12 protein-coding genes are annotated in these 12,319 nt (G+C 62.4%); 9 read left to right on the forward strand and 3 right to left on the reverse strand.

The annotated features are described in order from the left end of the window. Positions 1 to 275 precede the first annotated feature (275 nt). The 3 genes from M1D68_RS19805 to M1D68_RS19815 are packed head-to-tail and all read left to right on the forward strand — an operon-like array spanning position 276 to position 3,143. Complete coding sequence (locus M1D68_RS19805) at positions 276 to 1,367, forward strand: glycosyltransferase family 4 protein (RefSeq protein ID WP_420765272.1); 1,092 nt, start codon at positions 276 to 278, stop codon at positions 1,365 to 1,367. A 10-nt stretch (positions 1,368 to 1,377) separates the two neighbouring features. Then, a complete protein-coding gene (locus tag M1D68_RS19810; RefSeq protein ID WP_434648744.1) occupies positions 1,378 to 2,151 on the forward strand; it encodes a DUF2334 domain-containing protein in 774 nt (257 codons plus the stop codon). Beyond that, positions 2,148 to 3,143 (forward strand): lysylphosphatidylglycerol synthase transmembrane domain-containing protein, encoded by a 996-nt coding sequence (locus M1D68_RS19815; RefSeq protein WP_457968076.1) that lies wholly within the window; start codon positions 2,148 to 2,150, stop codon positions 3,141 to 3,143. Before M1D68_RS19810 ends, M1D68_RS19815 begins: the two co-directional genes overlap by 4 nt. Before the next feature lie 4 nt (positions 3,144 to 3,147). On the opposite strand, the gene M1D68_RS19820 is transcribed toward M1D68_RS19815, so the two are convergent. Then, positions 3,148 to 3,327 carry a hypothetical protein gene (locus M1D68_RS19820; RefSeq protein WP_420765275.1) on the reverse strand — a complete coding sequence of 60 codons (180 nt, stop codon included), beginning with the start codon at positions 3,325 to 3,327 and terminating at the stop codon, positions 3,148 to 3,150. A 66-nt stretch (positions 3,328 to 3,393) separates the two neighbouring features. After that, positions 3,394 to 4,242 carry a formyltetrahydrofolate deformylase gene (purU, locus tag M1D68_RS19825; RefSeq protein WP_420765276.1) on the reverse strand — a complete coding sequence of 283 codons (849 nt, stop codon included), beginning with the start codon at positions 4,240 to 4,242 and terminating at the stop codon, positions 3,394 to 3,396. Positions 4,243 to 4,549: 307 nt separating this feature from the next. Between purU and mvaT the strand changes: the two genes are divergently transcribed. Continuing rightward, positions 4,550 to 4,927, forward strand: coding sequence for a histone-like nucleoid-structuring protein MvaT (mvaT, locus tag M1D68_RS19830; protein ID WP_420765277.1), 378 nt, complete (start codon positions 4,550 to 4,552; stop codon positions 4,925 to 4,927). Between the two features lie 117 nt (positions 4,928 to 5,044). Here the strand turns inward: mvaT and sbcB are convergent, their stop codons facing one another. Further along, the gene (sbcB, locus tag M1D68_RS19835; protein WP_434675946.1) at positions 5,045 to 6,472 is read right to left on the reverse strand and encodes an exodeoxyribonuclease I; all 1,428 of its coding nucleotides are present in this window, start codon (positions 6,470 to 6,472) and stop codon (positions 5,045 to 5,047) included. A 324-nt stretch (positions 6,473 to 6,796) separates the two neighbouring features. Here sbcB and M1D68_RS19840 point away from each other — a divergent pair, with 324 nt between their 5' ends. Genes M1D68_RS19840 through M1D68_RS19860 form a run of 5 tightly spaced genes read left to right on the forward strand, consistent with a single transcriptional unit; the run spans position 6,797 to position 12,204 of the window. Further along, positions 6,797 to 7,522 (forward strand): RDD family protein, encoded by a 726-nt coding sequence (locus tag M1D68_RS19840; RefSeq protein ID WP_457968077.1) that lies wholly within the window; start codon positions 6,797 to 6,799, stop codon positions 7,520 to 7,522. Then, positions 7,519 to 8,493, forward strand: a complete 975-nt coding sequence (locus tag M1D68_RS19845) for a stage II sporulation protein M (RefSeq protein ID WP_457968078.1) — start codon at positions 7,519 to 7,521, stop codon at positions 8,491 to 8,493. Before M1D68_RS19840 ends, M1D68_RS19845 begins: the two co-directional genes overlap by 4 nt. Next, on the forward strand, positions 8,480 to 10,015 hold the full coding sequence (locus M1D68_RS19850; protein ID WP_434560347.1) for a DUF4129 domain-containing protein: 1,536 nt from the start codon (positions 8,480 to 8,482) through the stop codon (positions 10,013 to 10,015). Before M1D68_RS19845 ends, M1D68_RS19850 begins: the two co-directional genes overlap by 14 nt. Then, positions 10,012 to 11,175, forward strand: coding sequence for a DUF4350 domain-containing protein (locus M1D68_RS19855; protein WP_457968079.1), 1,164 nt, complete (start codon positions 10,012 to 10,014; stop codon positions 11,173 to 11,175). Before M1D68_RS19850 ends, M1D68_RS19855 begins: the two co-directional genes overlap by 4 nt. Before the next feature lie 21 nt (positions 11,176 to 11,196). Beyond that, positions 11,197 to 12,204, forward strand: coding sequence for an AAA family ATPase (locus tag M1D68_RS19860; protein ID WP_457968080.1), 1,008 nt, complete (start codon positions 11,197 to 11,199; stop codon positions 12,202 to 12,204). The last annotated feature ends 115 nt before the right edge of the window (positions 12,205 to 12,319 follow it).

Raw genomic sequence — 12,319 nt, forward strand, 5'->3', positions numbered from 1 at the left:
TATATAAAAGCATGCCTGGGCATTAAGGCGTTGGCAGCAGGAATAATAGCTGCGAATCAGGGCGGGCCCTATCGCGAGCAAGCTCGCACAGGGTTGTGGTACGCACAGGTCCCATGTGGCAGCGAGCTTGCTCGCGATGAGGCCCTGTCAAACCCAGCAATACTCCACTGACAACCCGCCCTCACAACCCCAACCGAACATCTATTCTTACTAAAGGTCAACACAGGAGAACACAGACCGGAGGGACGTTCATCGTGCATATAGCGGACATAACCATGTTCTACGCCCCCGCCAGCGGTGGCGTGCGCACTTATCTGGATGCCAAGCACCGGCGCCTGGGCAATCGGCCCGGTATCCGCCATAGCCTCTTGATTCCTGGCGCTCACCTGAGTGAGCAGGACGGAATCTATAAAGTTCCAGCCCCTCCGCTCCCCTTTGGCAAGGGTTATCGCTTCCCGCTTCGCCTGGCGCCCTGGCGTAATGTCCTGCGCGACTTGCAGCCTGATCTCATTGAAGTAGGCGATCCCTATCTCACCGCCTGGGCGGCCCTTGATGCCCGGCGCCAGCTCGATGTGCCTGTCATCGGTTTTTATCACTCAGACTTGCCGCTGCTGGTCAGCAACCGCATGGGAAGCTGGTTCACGCCCAACATCGAGGCCTACGTCAGCAAGTTGTACGGCAACTTCGACCGAGTCCTGGCCCCCAGCCAGGTCATGGCCGACAAACTGACCGGGCTGGGCGTCAAGAACGTCTATGTACAGCCCTTGGGCGTAGACCTCCAGACCTTCAACCCCGCCGCCCGCGACCCCGAATTGCGGGCGGAGCTGGGCATCGCCGAAGACGCGCGATTGCTGATCTTCGCCGGTCGCGGCTCCAAGGAAAAAAACCTGCCGGTGCTGCTCAAGTGCATGAAACGCCTGGGCGAGCGCTACCACTTGTTGTTGGTCGGTTCTTCGATGCCCGCCCTGGTGCCGGACAATGTCACCGTCATCGACGAATTCTGCCCGGCGCCCCAGGTCGCCCGGCTGATGGCCAGCGCCGACGCGTTGCTACATGCTGGCGACCAGGAAACCTTTGGCCTGGTGATCCTCGAAGCGATGGCCAGCGGCATCCCGGTGGTAGCGGTCGCCGCAGGCGCGTTCAGCGAAATCGTCCAGGAGGACTGCGGTCTGCTGTGCACACCTGACAATCCGCAGGCCATGGCTAATGCCGTTCGACAGCTGTTCGCCGAAGGTTGCGAGCAACGTGGCGCCAGGGCTCGGCGACACGTAGAGCGTCATTACGCCTGGGACACGGTGGTCAATAGCCTGTTGGGCCATTACTACAGTGTGCTCGGCGCAGAGATGCCGCTGCTGGCCAATGGTTGAGGCGACGTCGATGGCAATGAATCCCACCCCCAGCCTGCTGTTGGTGCTCCATGACGTCGCGCCCCAGACCTGGCCCGACTACCAGCCCTTCGTTGAAGCCGTCGACGCCCTTGGCCAGGTGCCGATGACCTGGCTGGTGGTGCCGGATTTCCATCATGCCAATGCGCTGGACGATCACCCCGGCTTCAGGCGCTTGCTGGACGGCCGGGTCGAGCGCGGCGATGAATTGGTCTTGCACGGTTACTACCATTGCGACGACGGCCCGCCCGCCCTTCATCCCAAGGACTTTTTCATGCGGCGGGTCTACACCCACGAAGGCGAGTTCTATGGATTGTCCGAAGAGGCCGCCCTCGCTCGCCTACGAGCCGGTATCGAAATCTTCCAGCGGTACCAATGGCCGCTCCAAGGTTTCGTCGCGCCCGCCTGGCTGATGAGCGAAGGCACCCGGCAAGCCTTGCGCCAGCTGCCTCTGAGCTACACCAGCGATACCCAACACCTTTACCGTTTGCCCGAGTTCACCCAGATCGATGCGCCGGGCCTGGTCTGGAGCGCGCGCAGCGCCTGGCGCCGGGGCCTGTCGAAAATCATCAGCGACCAGCGCGAACAGCGCTGGCGCCAGGCACCTGTGATTCGCCTGGGGCTGCACCCGGTGGACATGCGCCACGGTTTTTCCCGGGATTATTGGCTACGCACCCTGCAGCGCCTGCTTGAGGACGGACGTGTGCCGATGACCAAGGCCGGCTGGCTGGCAACCCAGGGCCTGCGGGTCAGTAACGCCGCATGAAGCGATTGATCTGGCTGGTCGCCGCCCTGCTCATCGCGCTTGTGGTGCCGATGCTGGTGGGCGGTGGGGAAATGTGGTCGCGGGTGCAGCGCTTTCCGTTGTCGCTGCTGTTGGTCATGCTCGGCATGATTGTGCTGTGCTGGGCGCTGAACTCGATGCGCCTGCGTTTGCTGCTGGGCGAGCACCGTGGGCGCATCGGCGCGGTCAAAAGCATGGGCGTGGTGATGTCCACCGAGTTCGCCATGTGCGCGACGCCCGGCGGCAGCGGCGGCCCCTTGACGCTGATGGCCCTGCTGGCGCGCAACGGCGTGCGCCCGGCCCATGGCAGCGCCGTATTCGCGATGGATCAGTTGAGCGATCTGCTGTTTTTCCTGTGTGCCTTGCTGGGCATCCTGTTCTACGCGCTGTTCCAGAACCTCAGCCAGCGCATGGAATGGATGCTGGCGTTGAGCGCGATTTCGATGTTCGGCGGCCTGGCCTGCTGCGCCCTGGTCGCGCGCTACCATCGCCGGCTGATTCTGCTGGGTGCCCGAGTGCTGCGCCACCTACGGGTGAAAACCAGCACTCGCCGGCGTTGGGGACGCAAGATCCTCAATTTCCTGGCGGCGTTCACCGATACGTTGAAGTTGCCCCGAATGACACTTTTCCAAGTGTTCGGCCTGACCTGCCTGCACTGGGTGCTGCGCTACAGCGTGCTTTATCTGGCATTGAAAGGGCTGGGGGCGGATTTGCAATGGGCGTGGAGTTTCCTGATCCAGATGCTCTCTCTGAGCGCGGGGCAGTTCAGCCTGCTGCCGGGCGGCGCCGGAGCGGCGGAGTTGACCTCGGCGGCGCTACTGGCGCCCATGGTAGGAAAATCCACCGCGGCGGCGGCGATTCTGATCTGGCGAGCGGTGACCTATTACTTCTATCTGCTGGCCGGAGGGCCAGTGTTTGTCCTGATGGTCGGGCGACCATTGATCAAGAAGCTGATCAGGCTCAGGCAGGCCTGACCCTTTATTGATTGGGTTCGGAGTCGCCCTGAGGCTTGTCGTTCAGCTCGTCCCAGAGCTTCGCGGCGTCGGGAAACTCAGTGCCGTCCTCGGGGCTCAACGCGTCGGGATCGTAGCGGCTCAGGCAGCCCTCGCCCACGGTGGGCGGAGCTTTGGCGGTGGCTTTGTCCAAGGGATCGGTCATGGTCCACGCCCTCTCAAGGCTAATCGCGGCGAGGGAGCTTGCTCCCTCACCGGGTTCTGCGTTGGATCAGAATACGACGGTCTTGTTGCCGTGTACCAACACGCGGTCTTCCAGGTGATAACGCAAGCCGCGCGCCAGCACCATCTTCTCCACGTCGCGACCGAATCGCACCATGTCTTCAATGCTGTCGCTGTGGCTGACACGCACCACGTCCTGCTCGATGATCGGGCCGGCGTCCAGCTCTTCGGTCACGTAGTGGCACGTTGCGCCGATCAGTTTCACGCCGCGCATCGATGCCTGGTGGTACGGCTTCGCGCCGACGAAAGACGGCAGGAAGCTGTGGTGGATATTGATGACCTTGTGCGCGTATTCGCTGCACAGCGATGGCGGCAGGATTTGCATGTAGCGGGCCAGCACCACCACTTCAGCGTCATGCTGCTTGACCAGCCGCGAGACTTCAGCGAACGCCGGCTGCTTGTCCTGCGGATTGACGGGGACGTGGTAATAAGGAATGCCGTGCCACTCCACCATGCTGCGCAAGTCGTCATGGTTGGAAATGACGCACGCGATGTCGCAATCCAGCTCATCGCTGTGCCAGCGGTGCAGCAAGTCAGCCAGGCAATGAGACTCGCGGCTGGCCATCAGCACCACGCGCTTTTTCTGCGCGGTATCGGTGATACGCCAATCCATCGAGAACTCTTCAGCAATCGGGGCGAATGCCTCGCGAAAGGCTTCGAGGCCAAAGGGCAGCGAGTCGGCGCGGATCTCGTGGCGCATGAAGAACCAGCCACTTTGGTTGTCCGAGTGATGGCTCGCTTCAGTGATCCAGCCATTATGGGACGCCAGAAAGTTACTGACTTTAGCAACGATACCGACGCGGTCCGGGCAAGCGATCACCAGCCGAAAAGTGCGCATGAGGGGAACTCCAGAACTTCGCAAAAAGGCGGCCATTCTAGCCATTGCGTAGCAAAACTGCAGTATCGATCGCACACCCTGCCCGCCCGGGACCACCGAGGCTGCGCGCGACGTGGCCTGTGGCTGCGCCGCAATTGTGTGAACGGATATGAAGACAGCATCGAGTATTTATTTGCGATGCCCATTTCCATGGCACCCGCACTATTTAACTAAATAAACACGGCTTAAATGTTTACTTGATGAAACTGTCTGATTACTATTGCTTCACTGTCTCCTTGTCACCAGCGTCCTACATAAGGTAGTCCCCATGTCTCTGATCACCGAATACAACGCCACAAAACAAGCTATTGAAGAATTGCAACAACGTCTGGCCGACCTCTCCAAAGACGACAAACTGCAAAAAGAATTGGAATTCGAAGGCAAACTGCGCACGCTGATGGGCGAATATTCCAAGTCCCTGCGCGATATCATTGCCCTGCTGGATCCAGAAGCCAAGTCGGGTAAAGCACCCCGCGGCGCGGTAAAAACGACCGGCACCAAACGTGCTCGTAAAGTTAAGCAATACAAAAACCCGCACAATGGCGAAGTCATCGAAACAAAAGGTGGCAACCACAAGACGTTGAAAGAGTGGAAAGCCAAGTGGGGCGGTGACGTGGTAGAAGGCTGGGCAACCCTGCTGGGCTAAGCCTCGCCAGCGGCGCCGCGCGTTAAGAGGTGGAGCCTACAAGCAGAAACGCCAGCGATTGCTGGCGTTTTTTTATGCCTGGGTTTTTACCCTGGCTTTCAATAGCTGCGTGGCAGTTTAGAGGCTAAAACGTTTGCGCAATTGTTGGCTGTAGCCCTGCCATTGCATCAGCACATCGCGCTGCAACGGCGAAGATAGGTCCATCCATTCTGTCATCGCCTCATCAAAATTGCTCAGCGTATTCGGCGCGCCCCATTCAGGCAAAGACAGGCGTTGCTGGCAAAAAAGTGTCCAACGCTGTTGTTCCGCTGGATCCAAGGTCTCTGGAAAGTTGCGCGCACGATATCGAAACAATAATTCCGGCAGGCGTTCATCATCGAATGGCCACTGCTGTTGGGCCAAATCAGACGGATCCGCCATGCGAACTTGTTCACATAAACGGCGATCACGATCACCGAGAAACCCTGCATATAATTGCTGCTCGGGATCTTCGCTGGCAGTGAAGTCTTCTTGCCCGTAAATAGCCTGGAGTTTGTCTTGCCAGACGTGTTGTGCGTCACTTAGCCGCAGCGCCCGCTGATGCACGCCCTCCATGTCCAGCTGCAGCCGTAGTTGGTCCTCGGCGCGCAAGACAGCCAGCGGCGCAACCACCGGGCATTTGTTGATGTGGATGAGTTTAAGGGGGACCGGCAGCTCACCGTCGAGCAAGTCTTCGCGGCGGGTGTACAACCGCTGGCGCAAAAGCTGCGCGTCATGGTCAAGCAAGCCCTGGGGGTCCAGGTGTAAGTCACAAACGATCAAGGCGTTGCGGTTCTTCGGGTGCCAGGCCAGCGGCAGCACCACGCCAATGTAGTTTCGCGCCGCCGAGAAGCGCCCGGATATATGCACCATCGGCTGCAACAGGCGGATCTGGTCCATCACCTTCTGCTTGCCGCGCAACTGGAACAACCAGTCGTAGAGCCGGGGTTGTTTTTCGCGGATCAACCGGGCCAGGGCGATGGTCGCGCGCACGTCCGACAGCGCGTCATGGGCCTGGCCATGGTCGATGCCGTTGGCGGCCGTCAGGCGTTCGAGCTTGAGGGTGACGCGGCCATCCTCCTGCGGCCAGACGATGCCCTCGGGGCGCAGCGCATAGGCGGCGCGCACCAGGTCGATGAGGTCCCAGCGGCTATTGCCGCCCTGCCATTCCCGAGCGTACGGATCGAAGAAATTGCGATACAGGCTGTAGCGAGTCATTTCGTCGTCGAAGCGCAAGGTGTTGTAGCCGGCACCACAGGTCCCAGGCGCAGCCAATTGCGCATGGACGCGTGTCATGAAGTCGGCTTCGCTCAAGCCCTTTTCCGCCAGGCACGCGGGCGTAATGCCGGTGATGGCGCAGGCCGCCGGGTGGGGCAGGATGTCATCGCTGGGCCGGCAATACAGGTTCACCGGCTCGGCGATTTCGTTGAGGTCGAAATCGGTACGTATTCCCGCCACCTGCAAGGGGCGGTCGCACCGTGGGTTGATGCCGGTGGTTTCGTAGTCGTACCAGAAGATGGAAGTCACGGGGTGTTCCTGGGCTGAGGACTGGCGAAGTCTAGGCGTTCGTACCCTGCGCCCGCCAGCCTTCGCGCCTTTAATCCTGTTGCAGGCCATGAAATGACATACACGGCCATATCGTGCGCCCGCCCGAAGACTGATAGGCTCTGTACGAAATGTATCCGCACTCGCCCATACTGCGTTGAAACGGGGCTCGGAATGCTCATGTACTCCAGTACATTCCACTTCCTCGCCCCGTTTCGCCTTGTCTGGCCTTCGCGCGAACACATTCATACAGACCCTAGCATCTGCGCCGAGATCGAACGTTCGAACGGCCATCACAGGTTGCCCATGCTCGAGACACCAGCACTGCAAAGGAACGCGCCGCTGTCGCCGCCACTGGACACGCGTTACCAGGTCGAAACGCCCGAAGGCATCGACCTGCCACTGCGCCCGGCGGGGCTGATGCCTCGTGCGCTGGCCTTCGCCATCGACCTGGTGATACGCGGGCTGGTGCTCGGCCTGTTCTTTGTCGTCCTGGCGTTCTTCGGCGAACTGGGGATCGGCCTGGGCTCGATCCTGCTGTTCATCGTCAGCTGGTGGTACATGGTGTTGTTCGAGGTGCTGAACCAGGGCCGCTCCCCCGGCAAGCAGATCATGGGGTTGCGCGTGGTGCAGGATGATGGTCGGCCGATCGGCTGGTCTGCCTCGTTGATCCGCAACCTGCTGCGCTTCGTCGACATGCTGCCGTTCGGCTACACCTTTGGAGCGCTCTGCTGCCTGCAACACCCGACCTTCAAGCGCTTGGGCGACCTGGCCGCTGGCACGCTGGTGGTTTATCGCGAGCAACCGGTCAAGCGTCCCGAATTGCCAATGGCCCGGCCGCTACGCCCGCCCTTTGCCCTGGCACTGGTGGAACAACGCGCCGTGCTGGGTTTCGCCGAGCGCCAGGCACAATTGTCCGACGCCAGGGTCACCGAACTGGCGGCAATCCTGGCCGCGCCATTGAAGGTGCACCCCACCGGGGCCGTGGCTGAACTCAATGGCATCGCCCGCGGCCTGTTGGGGCCGACATGAAGCAAAGCCTGTTCGAAAGCCGCCACCAAGGGGAATGGGAACACCTGTCCCGCCTGCTCGACCAACTGGAGCGCCGCCGCAACGTCCCCCAGAGCAGCGACTTTCCCCACGCCTATCGACAGCTCTGCCAACACCTGGCGCTGGCCCAGGCCCGGGGCTACAGCAGCTTGCTGGTGGACGCCTTGCAGCAACTGGCGCTGCGCGGACACCAGCAACTCTACCGGGACCGCAGCCACCCCTCGACCGGCCTGGCGACTTTTATCCTGGCCGGCTTCCCCCGCCTGGTGCGCGAACAATGGCGATTCGTCCTGGCGGCGGGCCTGATGTTCATCGGCAGCCTCGTCGGCGTCGGCTTGCTGGTGTACCTGTTCCCCGAGCTGGTCTACAGCCTGCTGAGCGTCGAGGAAGTCAGCCAGATCCGCGGTATGTACGACCCGGCGGCGGGGCACCTGGGGCGCTCGATCGAGCGGGCCGCCAGCGAGGATTGGGTGATGTTCGGCTACTACATCATGCACAACATCGGGATTGCCTTTCAGACATTCGCCAGTGGTTTGCTGTTCGGCCTGGGCAGCGCGTTCTTCCTGTTCTTCAATGGCCTGACCATTGGCGCGGTGGCCGGGCACCTGACCCAGATCGGCTCGGGCGGGACGTTCTGGTCGTTCGTCATTGGCCATGGCGCTTTCGAGTTGACTGCCATCACCCTGGCCGGTGCCGCGGGCCTGCAACTGGGCTGGGCGCTGATCGCGCCGGGACGCCTCACGCGGGGCGAAGCCTTGCGACTGGCCGCCGGCAAAAGCGTGCTGATCATCGCCGGGGTGATCCTCTTCCTGCTCATTGCAGCGTTCGTCGAGGCCTATTGGTCCTCCAGCGCCGCGACACCCTCCACCAAATACACCATCGGCGCGCTACTGTGGCTGCTGGTGATCGGTTACCTGCTGTTCGCCGGGCGAGGCCAGCATGCGCCTGAGTGACGTCACGGTAGCGATCCGCCCACGCACCACCTGGGAAGCCATGGACCTCGGCGTACTGATGACCCAGCAGCACCGGCGGTTGCTGATGGCCAGCTGGGCCATCGTCACACTGCCGGTGTATGCGCTACTGACCTTGTTGCTGTGGGACTCGCCCTCCTTGGTGGTGTTTATATTCTGGTGGCTGAAACCGGCCTTCGAACGCCTGCCCCTGTACATCTTGTCCAAGGCGCTGTTTGGCGAGACGCCGACCTTGAAACAGGCCTTGCGCCAATGGCCGACGCTGCTCAAGCCACAATTGCTGGCCAGCCTGACCTGGCGCCGGCTGAGCCTGAGCCGCAGCTTCCTGATGCCCGTCGTGCAACTCGAAGGGCTCGCCGGCGAGGCACGAGAGCAGCGCTTGCGCGTGCTGCTGCAACGCAACGGCGGCGCCGCGCAATGGTTGACCATCCTCGGCGTGCACCTGGAGACCGTCTTGTGGTTCGGCCTGATGGCCCTGTTCTATCTATTCGTGCCGCAACAAGTCGAACTGGAATGGGACTGGCAAACCCTGATCGCCGTCGCCGAACACGATTGGCTGTGGCTCGAACACCTGCTCAATGTCCTCTATCCGCTGCTGCTGATTGTCTGGGAGCCGATCTACGTCGCCTGCGGCTTCAGCCTCTACCTGAATCGACGCACCCTGCTGGAAGCCTGGGACATCGAGCTGGTGTTCCGCCGCCTGCGCCAACGCCTGGGCACCGTAGCGCCTGCCCTGGCGCTGCTCGCCCTGACCCTCCTGCCGCTGGCGCCACCCGCATGGGCCGATGACAACAGCAACGCACCCCAGAGCCCTCGCCTGCTCAACCAACCCGTCACCAGCCAAGCCTCTCGCGAGCGCATCAAGGCGATCCTCGACGCACCCCCTTTCAAGAATCCGGAAACCGTGACGCGCTATCGATTCGGCAAAGAAGCCACCGAATCGGCCGAAACCGATGAAGCCCCCGGCTGGCTGAAATCGATGTTCAACTGGAGCGCCAAACGCTTCGAAACGATCGCTGCGCTGATCCAGGCGCTGCTCTGGGCCACGCTGGTGGGCGCGATCGTCTGGCTGGCCTGGCACTATCGTGAACGGCTCAAGGCGCTCGCCAACTACCGGCCAACGAAACGCCTGCCGGCGGAGCGCCCCGCGCCGGCACGCATGTTTGGCCTGGATATCCGCGAAGAGAGCTTGCCGAACGATGTCGCGGCCAGCGCCGAGCAGTTGTGGTCCGACGCGCCACGCGAGGCGTTGGGCCTGTTGTACCGAGCGCTGCTCAGCCGTTTGCACCATGAGTTCAACATGCCCCTCAAGCCGGCCGACACCGAAGGCCAGGTGTTGCAACGGGTTGAACAGCTCCAGCACGAACCGCTGATGGCCTTCAGCAGGCACCTGACCCTGCATTGGCAGAACATTGCCTATGGACACCGCCCTCCGCCCGCCCATCTGCAACAGCAGTTGTGCAATGGCTGGCGCGAATTGTTCGGCCCCGGAGCGTCCCGATGAGCCAGCGCACGGGGTGGGTGATCGGCGCAGTCGGTGCCGCGTTGACCTGTGCGTTGGCGGTGTACCTGTACCTCAAGGCCGTGCCCTATCAGGAAACCATCGAGCACGGCCCCTCCCCCGAAGCCCAGGCCAACCCGTACCTGGCCGCCGAACGATTCTTACGCCAGCAAGGCATCAATGTTGAACACGCCAACAGCCTGGACGTGCTGCCCACGCTCGAACCGCACCAACGCAGCCTGTTGCTGTTGGGCGAACGCAGCAACATGACGCCACGGGAAGTCGACCAGTTGATGAACTGGACCCGCGCCGGCGGGCGCCTGCTGTTCGTCGCCGAGGCCTTGTGGGACGACAGCACGAACAGCAGCGGCGACCTGCTGCTGGACCGCGTGCGCCTGCGCCAACTTTTGAGCAAGGACCTCAAGGCACCGGAGCCGGAGCTGATCAAGGATCCCTACCCCGAATTGACCAAACTGTACCTGGAAGACGAAGAGGCGCCGGCCTACATCGGCTTCGACACCGACTTTCACCTCGAAGACCCGCTGAACCTCGCCCAGGCCTGGGCCAACAGCGCGGCGGCGACTCACCTGATGCAACTGAGTCACGGTCTGGGCACGATCACCGTGCTGACCGACGCCGAGCTGTGGAAGAACGACCAGATCGACCAGTACGACAACGCCTGGCTGCTCTGGTACCTGAGCGCCGATAACGACGTCACGCTGCTGTTCAATACCGACCACGACAACCTGCTGACCCTGCTGCTGCGCTACTTCCCTCAGGCCATCGTGGCGCTGCTGGCCTTGATCGCCCTTTGGCTGTGGCGGTCGGCGGTGCGCCATGGCCCGCTGCAACAACCGGCGCCCAAGGCGCGACGCCAACTGCAAGAACACCTGCAAGCCAGCGCCGCCTTCCAGTTGCGCCACAACGGCCAGCAACACCTGTTGCACAGCCTGCAACAGGACGTGCTGCGCCGGGCGCGCCAGCTTCATCCGGGTTTCGAACAACTGGTGGTCGCCGAACAATGGCAAGTGCTAGCTCGTCTGACGCGCCAACCCACGCGAACCATCAGCCAGGCCCTCAGCCCCCGGCCGAAACAACGCCTGTCCAGCGCCGACTTCTGCCGTCAGGTCGGCCTTTTGCAAACCCTCAGGAATGCCTTATAAACCGTTAGGAGAACGCCAGAATTGACGACTGAACAGAACGAGCCCTCAGACAACCAGGCCCACGCCGCCCAGCAACGCCAGCGCGCCAGTCAACTGGCCCAGGCGATCCGCACCGAGCTGCACAAGGCCGTGGTCGGCCAGGCAGCCGTGATCGATGATGTGCTCACGGCGCTGATCGCCGGCGGTCATGTCCTGCTCGAAGGCGTTCCCGGGCTGGGCAAGACGTTGCTGGTGCGCGCCCTGGCCCGCTGTTTTGGCGGGGAGTTCGCGCGTATCCAGTTCACCCCGGACTTGATGCCCAGCGACGTCACCGGCCATGCGGTGTACGACCTGCAGAGCGAGCAGTTCAAGTTGCGCAAGGGGCCGGTGTTCACCCACCTGCTGCTCGCCGACGAGATCAACCGCGCGCCGGCCAAGACCCAGGCGGCGTTGCTCGAAGCCATGCAGGAGCGCCAGGTCACCCTCGAAGGCCGCGCGCTGCCGATCGCCCAGCCATTCATGGTGCTCGCGACCCAGAACCCGATCGAACAGGAAGGCACCTACCCGTTGCCGGAGGCCGAGCTCGACCGTTTCATGCTCAAGGTGCGCATGGACTACCCCGACGCCGATCAGGAATTGAACATGGTGCGCCAGGTCAGCCGCTCGACCCGCGCCGACATGCTCGACGTCCAGCCGTTGCGCACGGTGTTGCAAGCCAAGGACGTGCAAGCGCTGCAACGCATCGCCAGCGAGCTGCCGATGGACGACCAGGTGCTCGACTACGCCGTGCGCCTGGCCCGCGCCACCCGCACCTGGCCTGGCCTGACCCTGGGGGCCGGGCCTCGGGCTTCGATTGCCCTGGTGCGTTGCGCCCGCGCGCGCGCGATGTTGCGCGGCGGCGAATTCGTGGTGCCGGACGACATCAAGGGCTGCGCCCTGGCCGTGCTGCGCCACCGCGTACGGCTGGCGCCGGAGCTGGACATCGAAGGGCTTTCGGTGGACCAGGTGCTGAGGCAGTTGCTCGATCAAGTGTCGGCGCCAAGGTTGTGAATTTGTCTCGGACCGAAGTGCTCTGCGTGGCGAGGGAGCTTGCTCCCGCTGGAGGCGCAGCCTCCCCTTGCGGTGTGTCCGTCAAATCCAGGGGGCCGCTTCGCAGCCCAGCGGG

The sequence above is a fragment of the Pseudomonas sp. R4-84 genome (assembly GCF_054130985.1).

Coding starts and splice junctions, on each gene's coding strand:
- M1D68_RS19855 (WP_457968079.1), top strand. CDS start 10,012: ATGAGCCAGCGCACGGGGTGGGTGATCGGCGCAGTCGGTGCCGCGTTG.
- M1D68_RS19805 (WP_420765272.1), top strand. CDS start 276: ATGTTCTACGCCCCCGCCAGCGGTGGCGTGCGCACTTATCTGGATGCC.
- M1D68_RS19840 (WP_457968077.1), top strand. CDS start 6,797: ATGCTCGAGACACCAGCACTGCAAAGGAACGCGCCGCTGTCGCCGCCA.
- M1D68_RS19850 (WP_434560347.1), top strand. CDS start 8,480: ATGCGCCTGAGTGACGTCACGGTAGCGATCCGCCCACGCACCACCTGG.
- mvaT (WP_420765277.1), top strand. CDS start 4,550: ATGTCTCTGATCACCGAATACAACGCCACAAAACAAGCTATTGAAGAA.
- M1D68_RS19815 (WP_457968076.1), top strand. CDS start 2,148: ATGAAGCGATTGATCTGGCTGGTCGCCGCCCTGCTCATCGCGCTTGTG.
- purU (WP_420765276.1), bottom strand. CDS start 4,242: ATGCGCACTTTTCGGCTGGTGATCGCTTGCCCGGACCGCGTCGGTATC.
- M1D68_RS19810 (WP_434648744.1), top strand. CDS start 1,378: ATGGCAATGAATCCCACCCCCAGCCTGCTGTTGGTGCTCCATGACGTC.
- M1D68_RS19820 (WP_420765275.1), bottom strand. CDS start 3,327: ATGACCGATCCCTTGGACAAAGCCACCGCCAAAGCTCCGCCCACCGTG.
- M1D68_RS19845 (WP_457968078.1), top strand. CDS start 7,519: ATGAAGCAAAGCCTGTTCGAAAGCCGCCACCAAGGGGAATGGGAACAC.